At 66.7% G+C, this 15217-nt stretch carries 17 protein-coding genes and 1 tRNA gene; 14 read left to right on the top strand and 4 right to left on the bottom strand.

Translation table 11 applies throughout. The features are described from left to right. The 5 genes from VGV58_RS11720 to VGV58_RS11700 all read left to right on the top strand — a co-directional run bounded on the left by VGV58_RS11720 (position 1) and on the right by VGV58_RS11700 (position 2307). Positions 1 to 447 carry an NfeD family protein gene (locus VGV58_RS11720; protein ID WP_326874194.1) on the top strand — a complete coding sequence of 149 codons (447 nt, stop codon included), beginning with the start codon at positions 1 to 3 and terminating at the stop codon, positions 445 to 447. A gap of 373 nt (positions 448 to 820) precedes the next feature. Beyond that, the gene (locus tag VGV58_RS11715; RefSeq protein ID WP_326874193.1) at positions 821 to 1345 is read left to right on the top strand and encodes a L,D-transpeptidase; all 525 of its coding nucleotides are present in this window, start codon (positions 821 to 823) and stop codon (positions 1343 to 1345) included. Positions 1346 to 1518: 173 nt separating this feature from the next. Further along, positions 1519 to 1836: a DUF2853 family protein gene (locus VGV58_RS11710; protein WP_152015020.1), complete on the top strand. Its 318-nt coding sequence runs from the start codon at positions 1519 to 1521 to the stop codon at positions 1834 to 1836. 128 nt (positions 1837 to 1964) lie between these two features. Further along, the gene (locus VGV58_RS11705; RefSeq protein ID WP_326874192.1) at positions 1965 to 2096 is read left to right on the top strand and encodes a hypothetical protein; all 132 of its coding nucleotides are present in this window, start codon (positions 1965 to 1967) and stop codon (positions 2094 to 2096) included. A 7-nt stretch (positions 2097 to 2103) separates the two neighbouring features. Continuing rightward, positions 2104 to 2307, top strand: coding sequence for a hypothetical protein (locus VGV58_RS11700; RefSeq protein ID WP_326874191.1), 204 nt, complete (start codon positions 2104 to 2106; stop codon positions 2305 to 2307). Positions 2308 to 2313: 6 nt separating this feature from the next. Here VGV58_RS11700 and VGV58_RS11695 read toward each other — a convergent pair whose 3' ends face one another. Then, positions 2314 to 3615 carry a class I SAM-dependent methyltransferase gene (locus VGV58_RS11695; RefSeq protein ID WP_326874190.1) on the bottom strand — a complete coding sequence of 434 codons (1302 nt, stop codon included), beginning with the start codon at positions 3613 to 3615 and terminating at the stop codon, positions 2314 to 2316. A 242-nt stretch (positions 3616 to 3857) separates the two neighbouring features. On the opposite strand from VGV58_RS11695, the gene VGV58_RS11690 reads away from it, so the two are divergent. Continuing rightward, the gene (locus VGV58_RS11690; RefSeq protein WP_326874189.1) at positions 3858 to 5372 is read left to right on the top strand and encodes a methyl-accepting chemotaxis protein; all 1515 of its coding nucleotides are present in this window, start codon (positions 3858 to 3860) and stop codon (positions 5370 to 5372) included. Between the two features lie 47 nt (positions 5373 to 5419). Here the strand turns inward: VGV58_RS11690 and VGV58_RS11685 are convergent, their stop codons facing one another. Next, a complete protein-coding gene (locus tag VGV58_RS11685) occupies positions 5420 to 5641 on the bottom strand; it encodes a DUF1674 domain-containing protein (protein ID WP_326874188.1) in 222 nt (73 codons plus the stop codon). Between the two features lie 109 nt (positions 5642 to 5750). Between VGV58_RS11685 and htpX the strand changes: the two genes are divergently transcribed. The 7 genes from htpX (at position 5751) to VGV58_RS11650 (ending at position 13531) form a co-directional block, all read left to right on the top strand. Continuing rightward, positions 5751 to 6674 (top strand): zinc metalloprotease HtpX, encoded by a 924-nt coding sequence (gene htpX, locus VGV58_RS11680; RefSeq protein WP_326874187.1) that lies wholly within the window; start codon positions 5751 to 5753, stop codon positions 6672 to 6674. Position 6675: 1 nt separating this feature from the next. Next, positions 6676 to 8010 carry an RsmB/NOP family class I SAM-dependent RNA methyltransferase gene (locus tag VGV58_RS11675; RefSeq protein WP_326874186.1) on the top strand — a complete coding sequence of 445 codons (1335 nt, stop codon included), beginning with the start codon at positions 6676 to 6678 and terminating at the stop codon, positions 8008 to 8010. Positions 8011 to 8068: 58 nt separating this feature from the next. Beyond that, complete coding sequence (locus VGV58_RS11670) at positions 8069 to 9811, top strand: heparinase II/III family protein (protein WP_326874185.1); 1743 nt, start codon at positions 8069 to 8071, stop codon at positions 9809 to 9811. A gap of 114 nt (positions 9812 to 9925) precedes the next feature. Further along, positions 9926 to 11518 carry a bifunctional phosphoribosylaminoimidazolecarboxamide formyltransferase/IMP cyclohydrolase gene (gene purH / locus VGV58_RS11665; protein ID WP_326874184.1) on the top strand — a complete coding sequence of 531 codons (1593 nt, stop codon included), beginning with the start codon at positions 9926 to 9928 and terminating at the stop codon, positions 11516 to 11518. A 75-nt stretch (positions 11519 to 11593) separates the two neighbouring features. Next, positions 11594 to 12772, top strand: coding sequence for a low temperature requirement protein A (locus VGV58_RS11660; RefSeq protein WP_326874183.1), 1179 nt, complete (start codon positions 11594 to 11596; stop codon positions 12770 to 12772). Between the two features lies 1 nt (position 12773). Next, on the top strand, positions 12774 to 13052 hold the full coding sequence (locus VGV58_RS11655) for a hypothetical protein (RefSeq protein WP_326874182.1): 279 nt from the start codon (positions 12774 to 12776) through the stop codon (positions 13050 to 13052). Continuing rightward, the gene (locus VGV58_RS11650; protein WP_326874181.1) at positions 13049 to 13531 is read left to right on the top strand and encodes a YbaK/EbsC family protein; all 483 of its coding nucleotides are present in this window, start codon (positions 13049 to 13051) and stop codon (positions 13529 to 13531) included. The genes VGV58_RS11655 and VGV58_RS11650 overlap by 4 nt, the downstream gene beginning before the upstream one ends. 3 nt (positions 13532 to 13534) lie before the next feature. On the opposite strand, the gene VGV58_RS11645 is transcribed toward VGV58_RS11650, so the two are convergent. Continuing rightward, positions 13535 to 14338: a DUF72 domain-containing protein gene (locus VGV58_RS11645; protein ID WP_326874180.1), complete on the bottom strand. Its 804-nt coding sequence runs from the start codon at positions 14336 to 14338 to the stop codon at positions 13535 to 13537. Between the two features lie 205 nt (positions 14339 to 14543). Between VGV58_RS11645 and VGV58_RS11640 the strand changes: the two genes are divergently transcribed. Then, a complete protein-coding gene (locus VGV58_RS11640) occupies positions 14544 to 14951 on the top strand; it encodes a helix-turn-helix domain-containing protein (RefSeq protein ID WP_326874179.1) in 408 nt (135 codons plus the stop codon). A 131-nt stretch (positions 14952 to 15082) separates the two neighbouring features. Here the strand turns inward: VGV58_RS11640 and VGV58_RS11635 are convergent. After that, positions 15083 to 15159: transfer RNA gene (locus VGV58_RS11635), tRNA-Met, on the bottom strand. Between the last annotated feature and the right edge of the window lie 58 nt (positions 15160 to 15217).

Raw genomic sequence — 15217 nt, 5'->3', positions numbered from 1 at the left:
ATGCTCGACTGGTTTGCCTCCTTCGGCGGCTGGGGCTGGATCGTGCTCGGGCTCGTCCTGGTCGGTGGCGAGATGCTGGCGCCCGGCGTCTTCCTGCTCTGGCTCGGGCTCGCCGCGCTGTTGACCGGCGCCGTGGTCGGGCTGACCGGCCTCGCCTGGCAAGGCGCCTGGCTGGTCTTCGCCGGCCTCGCCGTCGCCTCCGTCGTCATCGGTCGTATCGTCACGCGCCACCACAGTGACGAACCTGACACCGCCAGCGGCCTGAACGATCGCGGCCGCCAGCTGATCGGCAAGGTCTTCAGGCTGGAGGCGACGATGACCGGCGGCGAGGGCCGCATCCGCATCGGCGATTCCTCCTGGCGCGTCACCGGCCCCGAACTGCTCGCCGGGGCCGAGATTCGGGTCGTGCGCGTCGACGGCGCGACGCTGGTGGTCGAGAAGGCCTGATTTCGGCTCCCGCGTATTTTCCGCAAACGCCGCAGACGCGCTTAATCGGCCGTTCACGCCGGCCATCGTCGTTCATGGACCGTACCCGCCGGTTCCGTCATGACGGGCACAGCGCCGCCGGATCTCGGATCGCAGGCCGCACGGAGGATCCCGTCATGAGCATTTCGCACGGTCCGATCGACCTCGCGCTCGCCGCCCTGCTCTCGCTGCTGCTGGCGACGATTGCGCTGAGCAACGCCATCGCCTGAGACGCCGAGCCGATTAAGCCCGGATTCATGCTGAATCGAGGGTTCACCATGCTGCTGAACCCCCGATTCACCGGCAGCCCGTCCAAATCCGCTCCCGAAGCATTCAGCTGCATAGGGAGAAGGCCATGGCGGGCCGGCACGGACCGATCGATTTCATCGTCGCGGCGCTTTCGCTGCTGATGCTGCTGGCGGTGCGTCCCGCCCAGGCGCGCGAGGTCGTCGATTTCCCCGATTATCGCTACCAGCCCGGCACGATCCTGATCCGCACCGCCGAGCGCAAGCTCTACTACATCGCCGCGCCCGGCCAGGCGTTGCGCTACACCATCGCCGTCGGCAAGGCCGGCAAGCAGTGGCGCGGTGTCAAATATGTCGAGGAACTCCAGGTCGACCCGGCCTGGAGCCCGCCGGCCGAGGTCAAGCGCGACAATCCGCGCCTGCCCGACGTGATCCCGGGCGGCGCTCCGAACAACCCGATGGGTGCGCGCGTCATCGGTCTCGGCCCCGGTGGCCAATACGCCATCCACGGCACCAACAACCCACGCTCGGTAGGCACCGCCGCCTCCTATGGCTGCTTCCGGATGCACAACAACGATGTCATCGATCTCTATGCCAGGGTCCGGATGGGAACCCCGGTCGTCGTAATGCCCTGAACGCTGACTTGTCCCGGCGCATCCTCGCGGATTCCCCGGTTCTTCCCGAGGAATCGCAGGAGTTTTCGCGTCGGCGCCTCTCGCTTGTCGAGAAAAAGCCGGATATCGTTTTCAAAGGCGTAACGCTGAGTCCAGCGCGCCTTCGAACCGATATGTCTTCAGAGGGGTACCCGATGGATCATCTCGCCGACGTCAAGAAGTTTGCCAAGAAGCCCGTCAACGAGGCCGCCTTTGCCGGCATGAGCAAGTCCTACGCATTGGTGATGAGCAAGCCCGACACGCGCTATGTCGCCTGCTCCGACCCTGCCGAGCTCGACCGCGTCCGCGAGAATTTCCTGAAGAAGAAGCTCGGCCTGAAGAGCGCCGACCTCGATGCCTCCATCAAGGCGACCTGCGATCACATGAAGGCCGACAAGACCAAGTCGCGCCTGACCTTCTACTATCTGCTGGCCGAACATTACGGCAAGCTCGACGCCTTCGTGAAGAAATAGGTCTGACAGCCTGGCCCAACCTGATGGCGCCCCTTTCGGGCGCCATTCGCATTTTCAGAGCCTATCGCGAAAACTGCGCAGAGCACCGCAAGACCGGGACATCAACGCTCCATCCTTTGGGGATCATGATGTTCACGCTGTCCCGTTCCGCCCTCTCCGGCCACGCCCAGACCCTCTTCACCGTCGCCGAAGCCTGCTTCGCCTCGATGATCGTCTTCGGTGCCGGCCTCGCCTTCGGCGCCACGATCGGTTTCTTTTGAGGCGGTCATGCCGACCGCCGCCGCCTCAGCCGCCCGCCCGCATTTCAAGATCGGGCGTGACCGCGAGGGCCACTGGATCGCGGTCGAGACGCATGGGCGCGGCGGCGGGTATTTCCGCAGCCGGGACGATGCCCTGCACTATGCCCGCGCCGAAGCTGGCGCCGGCGCCGTGACCCTCAGCGCTCGCCCCCTCGCACTTCGCCTGTCGTAACCGCGCTCAGCGATATAGATCGGCGCGGGTCAGCGGCAAGCCGGACGGGCCCTTGCGCCGCTTCGAGACCAGCGTCTGGTTGACCAGCGCCCCGCCGCGCTCGAAAGCGAGCGAGCAGCCGGCGAGATAGATCAGCCACATCCGCGTCCGCTCCGGGCCGATCTCGGCCTCGGCCTGCGCCTTGTTGGCGTTCAGCTTCTCCCACCACAGCCGCGTCGTGCGCTGGTAGTGCTCGCGCCAGCCCTCGACATCGTGGACCTCGAAGCCGTGACGCTCGAGATTGGCGATCGACATGCCCAAATGATCGAGTTCGCCGCCCGGGAAGATGTAGCGCACCAGGGCGCGATACTCGGCCGGCATCTTGTTGAAGGCCTTCTCGGTCTTCTTGGCGCGCCGCGAGATCGTATGGTGGAGATAGAGGCCGCGCGGCTTGAGCAGCCGGTTCACCGCCTGGAAATAGGTCGGATGGTTGCGGATACCGACCTGCTCGAACATGCCGATCGAGGAGATCTTGTCGAACTCCCCTTCCATCTGGGTGAAGTCCTTGAGATGCAGCGTGACCTTGCCTGAGAGCCCAAGCCGGTCGACCTTCTCCTGCGCGAACTTCAATTGCTCCTCGGCCAGGGTCACGCCATGCGCCTCGACGCCGTAATGCTGCGCGGCATGGCAGATGAGGGCGCCCCAGCCGCAGCCGATGTCGAGCAGCTTGTCACCGGGCTTCAGCCGCAGCTTGCGGCAGATCATGTCGAGCTTGTCGCGCTGGGCGCGGCCGATATCGCCATGGTCTTCGGTAAAGTAGGCGCAGGTATAGACCATCTCCTCGTCGAGGAAGAGCCGGTAGAACGCGTTCGAGACATCGTAATGGTAGGCGACATTGGCCTTGTTCGTCGCCGGATCGCCGTCTCGGGCGATCTCGTCGCCGCGCCGATGGGTCACCGCCGCTTGCGCCTGTCCCGGCGCGAAGATGAAATGCCTGACCACGTCGAACGCGGCCGCCTTGGAGATGCCGCGCGCCAGCCGTCCGATCTTGCCGTCGGGCCGCGCCGCGGCGAGATCGAAGATCGAGCCGTTCTCGATCGCGATCCGGTCGGCGATGTAAAGGTGCAGCAGCGTATCGAGCTTGGGCTTGCGCAACAGCGCAGCGACGACGCCGGCATCGCGGATCGCGATCATCAGCCCGCCCGCTGGCCAGTCGGCCGGCACGCGCGAGCCGTCCCAGAGCGAGAAGCCGAGCTTGAGCCCGAGCTTTCGATGGGCTTCCGTCAGGAGCCGCCGCAGCGCCTCGATCCCCTTGCCGTCGCTGCTCATGCCTTGTCCGTTCCAACCATCATGAGGGTCCTCTTAGCGCGGTTTGCAGCGGATCGGAATTCGGGCCGTCGCGACCTGAGCCAAGGCAGGAACATCGCAATTGGCGGCAAGGGTTTCCGCCGGCCCGCTCGCACAACGTGCAGTATCTCGACTAAGCAACCATTGTCCGTTTCTTAACCATACTCTGCTTTCATTCCAAGGTGGCCAAGGGGCGCCGCGCATCACGGTTGGGGAACCACATCATGTCGTCAGAGGATCAGCTCGACAGACGGCTAGACTTCATGCAGCTCGATCGCGAGGCGCGCGGGCGCATCGCCGGAATGGAAAAGAGTATCCTCGGCGCCCTGCCCGGCGCCCTCGACGCCTTCTACAGCCAGGTCTCCGCCTTCCCCGAGACCAAGGCCTTCTTCGGCAATGCTGCTCATATGGAGGGCGCCAAGAACCGCCAGATCTCGCACTGGAACCGGATCGCCAAGGGCCAGTTCGACCAGGATTATGTCCGCGCCGTCACCACCGTCGGCCAGATCCATGCCCGCATCGGGCTGGAGCCGCGCTGGTATATCGGCGGCTACGCCCTGCTGCTCGAAAACCTGCTCGCCAAGGTGCTGGAGGAACGCTGGCCCAAGGCCCGTTTCGGCGGCAAGCTCCCCGGCGCAGCCGAACGCGGGGCCGAGATCGGCGCCATCGTCAAGGCTGCCCTGCTCGACATGGACTATGCGATCTCGGTCTATCTCGAAGCCTCCGAGGCCGCCCGGTTGAAGATCGAGGCCGAGGCCCGGGCCGTCGAGGAAGCCAAGGCGAAGGAACGCGACAAGGCGATCGGCTATATCGGCAACGGCATGGCGGCGCTCGCCCGCGGCGACCTGACCCATCGCATGGCCGACGACATGCCGGCCGAATACGCCAGCCTCCGCGATCATTTCAACGACGCCATGGCCAAGCTCGGCGAGATGGTTGCCAGCATCAAGACCAGCTCTTCCGCCATCGCCGCCTCCTCGCAAGAGATCAACAGCGGCGCCAACGACCTGTCCTCGCGCACCGAGCAACAGGCCTCGGCCCTGCAACAAACCGCGGCGACCACCGAAGAGCTCACCGCCTCGGTCAAGAGCTCGGCGCAGTCCTCGCGCCAGTCGGTGACGCTGGCCGACAACGCCTCGGCCGTCGCCCGTACCGGCGGCGAGATCGTCAAGGACGCGATCGAGGCGATGGCCCGCATCGAGGGCGCCTCCAAGAAGATCTCGGAGATCACCAGCGTGATCGACGGCATCGCCTTCCAGACCAATCTGCTGGCCCTGAACGCGGCCGTCGAAGCCGCGCGGGCCGGCGATGCCGGGCGGGGTTTCGCGGTCGTCGCCGCCGAGGTGCGGGCCCTCGCGCAGCGCTCGGCCGAGGCCGCCAAGGACATCACCGGCCTGATCGGCTCTTCCGACACCGAGGTCGTCGAGGGCGTCCGCCTGGTCCGGCAAGCCGGCGAGACGCTGGAGAAGATCGTCGAGGCCTCGATGCAGGTCTCGTCTACCGTCAACGAGATCGCCGCCGCCGCCGGCGAGCAGGCCAACGGCATCGACGAGATGGCGCGCACCGTCAGCCATATGGACGAGATGACCCAGAGCAACGCCGCTTTGGCCGAGGAAAGCGCGGCTTCGGCGCGTTCCCTGCTCGATCAGATCGAGCGTCTCAATCGCCTCGTCAGCACCTTCCGCACCACGGAAGGGCAGGACGCGGCAGTGCCTGCGCGGCGCAGCAGGGCGGCCTGAGCAGAACTCCATTCCGCGGCGCCTTCGGGCGCCGCGTGTCCGCCAGCTCAGAAATCGCTGGCGATGCCCTTCACTTCCCAATCGTCATAGCGCACCGGCTCGAGTCCACCACGGCCATCGACTTCCTTCTGCTGCCTGAGCTCGGCAGCCCTGGCGTCGATCGCCGCACGGCGCGCCTCAGCTTCAGCCAGCGCACGCTGCGCCGCTGGCGACAACGCCTTCGCCGGCTCGGCTGCCGCGGCTTGATCCGTCTTCGTCTGCGCGCTCATGATCGGCCATTCTCTTGCAGGATCGGCATCATCCCCACCACATAGGGACGAAACCACGTTCCGGCGAGCCTTTCCGCGCCGGAGCACCGAGGTCGCAAGGGGTCCACGCATGAACTATGTCCGTACCGGCATGCTGATGGCGGCGCTCACCGCGCTGTTCGGCGTGGTCGGCTATCTGCTTGCCGGCGCCGGCGGCATGCTGATCGCGCTCGGCATCGCGGTCGCGACCAACCTGTTCAGCTACTGGAACTCGGACAAGCTGGCGCTCGCCGCCTACAACGCCCAGCAGGTCGATGCTGCGACCGCGCCCGAGCTCTACGGCATGGTCCAGGGCCTCGCCCAGCGCGCTAACATGCCGATGCCGCGCGTCTACATCATCCAGGAAGATCAGCCGAACGCCTTCGCCACCGGCCGCAATCCGCAAAACGCCGCCGTCGCCGCGACGACCGGCATCATCCGCACGTTGAGCTATGACGAGCTCGCCGGCGTGATGGCGCACGAACTCGCCCACATCAAGAATCACGACACGCTGACCATGACGATCAGCGCCACCATGGCCGGCGCGATCTCGACGCTCGCCTCCTTCGGCATGTTCTTCGGCGGTTCGCGCGACAACCGCCCCAACGCCGTCGTCCAGATCGCCCTGATGATCCTCGCCCCGCTGGCGGCGACCATCGTCCAGATGGCGATCTCGCGCTCGCGCGAATACGAGGCCGACCGGATCGGTGGCGAAATCTGCGGCAATCCGGTGGCGCTCGCCGACGCGCTCGCCAAGATCGCCGGCGGCGTTTCCCACATCCCGAACGAGACGGCCGAGGCGAAGCCTGCTACGGCGCACATGTTCATCATCAACCCGCTTTCAGGCCGCGGCATGGATTCACTGTTCTCGACCCACCCCGACACCGGCAACCGCATCGCCGCGCTGATGGAGCAGGCGCGCGCCATGGGCGTCACTGCGAGCCGCGGCGGATTCATGAGCGGCGCGAGCCAGAGCCCCTTCGCCGGCGGGCGCGAACCCGGGCCCTGGGGCTGAGATGGCGGCTCCTCACGAAAACCGCGCGCCGGCTGACGATGCCCCCGGTCTTGCCGCGCGCCGCCTCGCGGCAACGCTGATCGACGAGGTGCTGCGCGCCGGCACCGCGCTCGACGAGACCTTCGAACGGATGGCTGCGACGGCGGGGCTGGAGCCGGCCGATGCCGGGCTGGCGCGCGCGATCGCAACCGTCTCCTTCCGCCGCCTCGGCACGATCCGCCAGGTGATCGACGCCCGGCTCGAGCGCGGCAGCCCGCGCAAATCCGGCCCGTTCGAGCCGATCATGGTCGCCGCCGCCGCGCAATTGCTCTTCCTCGACGTGCCCGATCACGCCGCCGTCGATCTCGCCATCCGCCAAATGCACGAGGACGCCCGCTCCGCGCGTTACACCTCGCTCGCCAACGCCGTGCTGCGGCGGCTGGCGCGCGAGCGCGAGGCGATCCTCGCCGATCTCGAACCGTTGACAGATACGCCCGACTGGCTGCGCGAGAGCTGGACGCAGACCTATGGCGCCGACACCGCCGCCACGATCGCAGCCGCCCATGCCGAGGAGCCGCCGCTCGACCTGACCGTCAAATCCGATCCGGCCGGCTGGGCTGCCAAGCTCGACGGCATCATCCTGCCGACCGGCTCGGTGCGCTTGCGCGGGCGCGAGACGGTCACCGGCCTGCCGGGCTTTGCCGAGGGAGAATGGTGGGTGCAGGACGCCGCCGCGGCCCTTCCTGCCCAGCTCCTGAACGTCAGGCCCGGTGAGCGGGTCGCCGATCTCTGCGCCGCGCCCGGTGGCAAGACCGTGCAGCTCGCGCAATCGGGTGCAAAAGTCGTTGCCGTCGATCGCTCCGGCCCGCGCCTGCGCCGGCTCAAGGCCAATCTCGGCCGGCTCGGGCTGAGCGCAGAAGTCGTCACTGCCGATGTCGCGACCTTCGAGGCCGAGCCTTTCGACGCCGTCCTGCTCGACGCGCCCTGCAGCGCAACCGGTACGATCCGCCGCCATCCCGATGTCGCCTGGACCAAGCAGCCTGAGGATGTCGCCAAGCTCGCCGCCTTGCAGGCCCGCCTGCTCGACCAGGCGGCGCAGCTGACCAGGCCGGGCGGGCGCCTGATCTACTGCACCTGTTCCCTGGAACGCGAGGAAGGCGAGGCGCAGATCGAGGCCTTCCTGGCGCGAAACCCCGGCTTCGCGCGCGATCCGATCAAGCCTGAGGAGATCGGTGGCCAGGCTGAGGCGCTGACGGCGCAGGGCGAATTGCGCACGTTGCCGCACCAGCTCGCCGGCGAGACGCCGCGTCTCTCAGGATGGGCGGGATTTTACGCTTGTCGCCTGATAAGATCATGACTCGATCGGGGATTCGCCTTCGCAGGGAGGCGGTGGGACGGCGAGGCAGCGGGATTCATTGAACGGCTGGTCGGAGCGCGGAGGCCTGGCACGGGCAGCCATCGGCAGGGCGGCGCGACGCACGCGCGGCCAGGTCGCCGGCGCCAAGCGCGCGCTCTGGCCCTTCGGTCGCCTGCGCGCCAGCCGCCTGCTCTTCGCCCCGCACGACCTGCGCACCGCCGACCCGACCACGGCGAGCGACATCTATGCCGGGTACTTCGCACTCTCCGGCCGCACCGTGAACTGCCACGGCGAATCGCCTTTCCTGGTCGCGCCGCCGAGCGAGGCCTGGTCCGAGGCGCTGAACGGCTTTATCTGGCTGCGCCATCTGCGGGCCGCCGACACCGCGATCGCCCGCGCCAACGCACGCGCCCTCGTCGATGAGTTCATCGCCCGCCGACATGATCGCGACGAGATCGCCCGCCGCCCGGCAGTGATCGCCCGTCGGCTGATGTCGTTCCTGTCGCATTCGCCGCTGCTGCTCGAAGGCGCCGATCATGCCTTCTACGAGCGCTTCATCCGCCATGTCGCGCAGACGACTGAGCGGCTGCAGCTCGCGCTGGCCGGCGCGGTCGAGGGCGCGGCGCGATTGCAATGCCTGATCGCGATCTGTTTCGCCGCCATCTGCCTCGACGGCCAGGAACGGCGGCTGCGTCGCTATGAGATCGCGCTCTCTGACGAGCTGGAACAGCAGATCCTGCCGGATGGCGGCCATCTCAGCCGCAATCCCCGCATCCTCATCGACCTCCTGCTCGACCTCCTGCCGCTGCGCGAGACCTTCACCGCGCGCGGGCTCGAACCGCCCCGCGCCGTCATCATGGCGATCGACCGGATGATGCCGCATCTCAAGCTGTTCCGGCATGGCGACGGCGCGCTCGCACTGTTCAACGGCATGAACGCGACGCCGCCCGATCTGATGGCGACGCTCGCCGCCTATGACGATGTCCGCGCCCGGCCGATCGAACATGCCGCCTATTCCGGTTATGACCGCCTCAGCGCCGGCACCAGTATCGTCGTGGTCGAGGCCGGCCCACCGCCGCGCGGCGCCAACTCGATCGAGGCCCATGCCGGCTGCCTCTCCTTCGAATTGTCGACGGGGTCGCAGCGCATCGTGGTGAACTGTGGCGCCAGCCGCTTCGGCACGCCCGAGCTCAAACTCGCTGCTCGCGCCACCGCCGCCCATTCGACCGTGACGCTGAACGACCGCTCCAGCGCCGTCTTCGGCCTGGTGCTCGGCGAGCGGCGGGTCACCGCAGGCCCGGCCGATGTCCGCGTCGCCCGCCAGGACGGCGAGGACGGCCACGAATGGGTCGGCAGCCATGACGGCTACCGGCGTGCTTTCGGCACCATCCATACCCGCCGCCTGCTGCTCGCCCGCAATGGCAGCGAGCTCGTCGGCGAGGATGGCTTGAGCCCGCCGGCTGCGCTGGCAAGCCTGCCGGCAGCCGCGCGCTTCCATCTGCACCCCAACGTCAAGCCGAGCCTGATCCGCGACGGCGACGGCGCGCTGCTGGCACTGCCCTCGGGCGAGATCTGGGCCTTCGAGGCATCGGGCCTCAGGGTCACGCTGGAAGAAAGCATCTTCTTCGCCGCCGCAGACGGACGCCACAAGACGACGCAGCTCGTCGTCGAGTTCGACGCTGTGGCGACGCCGCAGGTCATCTGGCGCTTCGCCCGCCTCGGGACGCCGGCGCAGCGCAAAACCAGGGCCGAGGAGGCCCGGCAGGAACAGGCCGAGGCAGAGCCCGACCTGCCGCTCTGATCTCTCCGCAGGCCTAGGTTGCGGCGTCTTGTGCTTTGCAGCAAAGCCCGGGCGTGATAGGGCGCGCGCGAGTATTCCGCGCCTCGCGCTCATCAACCCGGACCTGATCTTCCCATGCCGAACGAACTCCGCCGCGTCGAACGCGCGCTGCTTTCCGTTTCCGACAAGACCGGGCTGATCGACTTCGCCCGCGCCCTCTCCCGCCTGGGCATCGCCCTGGTCTCGACTGGCGGCACCGCCAAGGCGATCGCCGAGGCCGGTCTTGCCGTCACCGACGTCTCCGACCTCACCGGTTTCCCCGAGATGATGGACGGCCGCGTCAAGACGCTGCATCCCAAGGTCCATGGCGGCCTGCTCGCCATCCGCTCGCATCCGGAACATCAGGCCTCGATGCTCGGCCACGGCATCGCGCCGATCGACCTGCTCGTCGTCAACCTCTATCCGTTCGAGGCAACAGTCGCCGCCGGCAAGCCCTATGACGACTGCATCGAGAACATCGATATCGGCGGCCCTGCCATGATCCGCGCCGCCGCCAAGAACCACAACGACGTCGCCGTGGTGGTCGAGGCCTCCGACTATGCCGCTGTGCTGGCCGATCTCGAGACGCACAAGGGTGCGACCACGCTGACGCTCCGCCGCAAGCTGGCGCAGAAGGCCTATTCGCGCACCGCCGCCTATGATGCTGCGATCTCGAACTGGTTCGCTGGCGAACTCGGCGACACCTCGCCGGCCTTCCGCGCGCTGGGCGGCAACCTCGCCGAAACCATGCGCTATGGCGAGAACCCGCACCAATGGGCCGCCTTCTACCGCACGCCGGAGCAGCGCCCCGGCGTCGCCACCGCCCGCCAGGTCCAGGGCAAGCAGCTCTCCTATAACAACATCAACGACACCGACGCCGCCTTCGAATGCGTCGCCGAGTTCGATCCGGCCCGCACCGCCGCCTGCGTCATCGTCAAGCACGCCAATCCCTGCGGCGTCGCCGAGGGCGCTTCGCTGCTCGAGGCCTATGAGCGGGCGCTCGCCTGCGACCCCGTCTCGGCCTTCGGCGGCATCGTCGCGCTGAACCGCAAGCTCGATGCGGAAGCGGCGAAGAAGATCGTCGAGATCTTCACCGAGGTCATCATCGCTCCCGACGCCGACGAAGAGGCGATCGCGCTCGTCGCTGCCAAGAAGAACCTGCGCCTGCTGCTGACCGGCGGCCTGCCGGATGTCCGCAAGGCAGGCCTCAGCTTGCGCACCGTCGCCGGCGGCTTCCTGGCGCAGGCACGCGACAATGCCGTGGTCGACGACATGGAGCTCAAGGTCGTCACCAAGCGCCAGCCGAGCGAAGCCGAGCTCGCCGATCTGCGCTTCGCCTTCCGCGTCGCCAAGCACGTCAAGTCGAACGCCATCGTCTATGCCAAGGGCCTCGCCACGGTCGGCGTCGGCGCCGGACAGATGAGCCGCGTCGATTCCTCGCGCATCGCCGCCTGGAAGGCCGGCGAAGCGGCCAAGGCCGCCGGCGTGAGCGAGAGCCTCGCCAAGGGTGCAGTCGTCGCCTCCGACGCCTTCTTCCCCTTCGCGGACGGCCTGCTTGCCGCAGCCGAAGCCGGCGCCACCGCCGTGATCCAGCCCGGCGGCTCGATGCGCGACGACGAGGTGATCAAGGCGGCCGACGAGGCCGGCCTCGCCATGGTCTTCACCGGCCATCGCCATTTCCGGCACTGAGGCCGGCAAAGCCACCTTCCCGCCTCCTCCAATCTTGCTCTAGGATTTCGCAGAGACAGAACGCGCGGAGGCGGGATGAGCGGCACTAGAGCCAGACGACATGTGCTGCGCCCACGCGCGGAGCACACGCATAACAAGGTCAGCTTCGTCGAGCTCTTCTTCGATCTGGTCTTCGTCTTCGCGATCACCCAGATTTCGCACACGCTGCTCGAGCATTTCTCGGCGCTCGGGCTCGCTCAAGCGGCGCTGCTGCTCGGCGCGGTCTGGTGGGTCTGGATCTATACGAGCTGGGTGACCAACTGGCTCGATCCCGACCATATCGCCGTGCGGCTGATGCTGTTCGCGCTGATGTTCGCCGGGCTCCTGCTCTCGACCTCGCTGCCCGAAGCCTTCGGCGAGAAGGGCCTGATCTTCGCCGGTGCCTATGCGGCGATGCAGATCGGCCGCTCGCTCTTCACCATGCTGAGCCTGAAGCCGCACAGCCCCGCGAACTATCGCAACTTCCAGCGGATCACCGCCTGGCTCGTCCTCTCCGGCATCTTCTGGATCGCCGGCGGCCTCGCCGAGGGCAATAGCCGCTTCGCCTTCTGGGCGCTGGCCCTCGGCCTCGAATATGTCTCGCCCTCGCTCGGTTTCTACGTTCCCGGCCTCGGCCGCTCGACCACCGCCGACTGGACCATCGAGGGCGGCCATTTCTCCGAGCGCTGCGCCCTGTTCGTCATCATCGCGCTCGGCGAGTCCGTGCTCGTCACCGGCGCGACTTTCGCCAAGCTGGCGATGACTCCGGTCATCGTGCTCGCCTTCGCCAACAGCTTCCTGAGCTCGGTGGCGATGTGGTGGATCTATTTCAACATCGGCGCCGAGCGCGCCAGCGAGCAGATCGCGAGATCCGACGATCCCGGCCGGCTCGCCCGCATCGCCTATACCTATATCCATCTGCTCCTCGTCGCCGGCATCATCCTGGTCGCGGTCGGAGACGAGTTCGTGCTCGCCCATCCCAGCGGGCATACCGAGACGAAAGCGGCGATCGCGATCATCGCCGGGCCGGCGCTCTACCTCCTCGGCAACCTGTGCTTCAAGAAGGTCACCGCCGGCTGGTATCCGCTGTCTCACCTGGCCGGGCTCGGCCTGCTCGCCTTGCTCATACCGCTGGCCGGCAGCTTGCCGCCGCTCGGCTTCAGCATGAGCGCAACCGCGATCCTGATCATCGTCGCGGCCTGGGAAACCTTGTCCCTGCGTCCCAAGGAACCGTGACATGCACACCGTCAAGGTCATCGCCGCGGGCTTTGCCCTGCTCGGCATCCTGCTGCTGATCGCGCCGCGCCTGAACACGGGCGGGCGCCACCCGATCGTCTATGCGATGAAGCTGTTCATCCCGCTCTGGTTCGTTGCCTCAGTGATCAATCTGATCGTCGGCATCACCAGGGCCGGCTACAGCTTCCTGCAGGAGGCCCCGATCCTGCTCGTCGTCTTCGGCGTGCCGGCCTTGGTGGCTTCGCTGATCTGGTGGCGCTTTGGAAGGACTGCCTCGTGAGCCTTGAATCCGTCCGCGCCTTCTTCGCGCAGCACGCCCCCGATATCGCCATCCTCGAAACCGAGGGCAGCAGCGCTACGGTGACGCTTGCCGCGGAAGCCTTCGGCGTCGAGCCGGCGCGCATCGCCAAGACCCTGTCGTTCCGCCTCGGCGAACGCGTCGTGCTGCTGGTGACGCGCGGTGATGCCCGCCTCGACAACAGGAAGACCAAAGCCGCCTTCGGCGCCAAGCCCCGTATGCTCGATCTTGACGAAGTCGTCGCCATCACCGGCCACCCGGTCGGCGGCGTCTGCCCGTTCGGGTTGCCAAGCCCGCTGCCGGTCTATTGCGACATCTCGCTGAAGGTCTTCGACGAGGTCGTACCGGCCGCCGGCTCGACCCAGACTGCCGTGCGCATCAGCCCGGAGCGGATGGCGGCGTTGACCGGTGCGCAATGGGTCGATGTCTGCCAGGAGCCGGCGACGCAGGCCGCGCAGTAGACCTCAGCCGACCCGCTCGATCAGCGCCATCGCCGCGGCGGGATTGCGGACCTTGTCGCCGCTGATGACATAGAGGAAGACGTCGCGCGGCGCCGTCTCCGCGGCGGGCGCGACCAGCTCCAGATCCTCAGGCGCACCGCCCTTGGCCCAGTCCTTGGCGCGCCCGGCCCAGGTGTCGAGCTGTTTCGCCGGATAGCCCTGCCCCTCCGCTTCCTTGGTCCCCATGATCCGGGCGTAGACGAAGGGCGCGGTGACGTCGGCGATCTGCGGGAAGTCGGAATCGCCCGAGGTGATCGCCGCGACACCATATTCGCGCAGCAGCGCGACAAAATCGGGCGAGCGGAAGCTGGGATGACGCACCTCCACGGCATGACGCAGCCTGATGCCGTCGACCTCCTTCGGCAGCAGCTTCAAGAACGCCTCGAAATCGACGGGGTCGAAGGCCTTGGTCGCCATGAACTGCCAGTTGATCGGGCCGAGCTTCTCCTTGAGCTCGCTGAGGCCGGAGGTCACGAACTTCTCTACCGAGGGGCCCGCTTCAGCCAGCACGCGGCGATTGGTGCAGAACCGCGAGCCTTTTAACGCAAAAACGAAGCCATCGGGCGTCTCCGCCCGCCATTTGGCAAAGCTCTCCGGCTTCTGCGAGCCGTAATAGGTGCCGTTGATCTCGATCGAGGTCAGCTTGCTTGAGGCATATTCGAGTTCGCGCTTCTGCGAGAGCTTGTCCGGGTAGAAGGTCCCACGCCAGGGCTCGAACACCCAGCCGCCAATGCCGATATGGATCTGTCCGGCTGTTCTGGTGGCCATGGTTCCTACCCTCTACCCTATCAATCAAACTGGCTGGCAGAGTAGTACGCTGCAGCCACTGTCGATAGGCGGCAGCATGATGCTTGCCCTGAGAACGTAAGTTCAATGCCAACCCTGCGCGCGCTCGTCGTGGCCGGGAGACTGCAGCTATTGACTGCACAACATACGGAGATGCACGCTGAAGGAGCAGGATCGAGGGGCGTCGATGGATCGCGACTGGCGGGCCGAATTCAAGCGTATCGTTGGCGATCGAATGCGGCGTCTCCGGCTTGTGTCACGGTTGAAGCGGGCCGAGGTGGCGCGCGCCCTCCATGTCAGCGAGGAGCAATATCTCAGCTACGAGCGCGGCTTGAGCCACGCCAGTTCGCAGTTCCTGATGCAGTTCTCGAGCTTCCTCGGCACCTCGCCGCGGGAGCTTGGTAAGGGAATGGCTGCATTGGTGACGTCGGCTGGCCTCGCAGATGTCGAGCAGAAGCTCTATCGAATCGAGCCGGCAGCGGCTTCGCGATCGAGAGTGAACAAGGCGACGGAGAAGATCAGGGATCAGGGCACGCTGAGTGCTCTAGCCTGTCTCACCGAGTTTTTTGCGGAACTCGACGATCGGGAAACGTAGATCGCCTGGAGAGTTACACTCTCCTTGGACCGCAAGAGCCAGCCGAGGCTTTCGGCGTCTGAGCTCGGGTCGAGCGTCAAAAAACCCCGCGGAGATTGCTCTCTGCGGGGTTTTTGTATTTTGAAGTATTTTGGTTGCGGGGGCCAGATTTGAACTGACGACCTTCAGGTTATGAGCCTGACGAGCTACCGGGCTGCTCCACCCCGCGGTAAGATTTTTAAACGGCAACGCGGCGCTGGGTGCTTTTGGGCACCTGGCGCCGCGCG

The sequence above is a fragment of the Allobosea sp. genome, from assembly GCF_035944895.1.
Lineage (GTDB): Bacteria > Pseudomonadota > Alphaproteobacteria > Rhizobiales > Beijerinckiaceae > Allobosea.
Note: the sequence above shows the minus strand (reverse complement) of the source record. Positions and strands in the feature narration are given on the sequence as shown.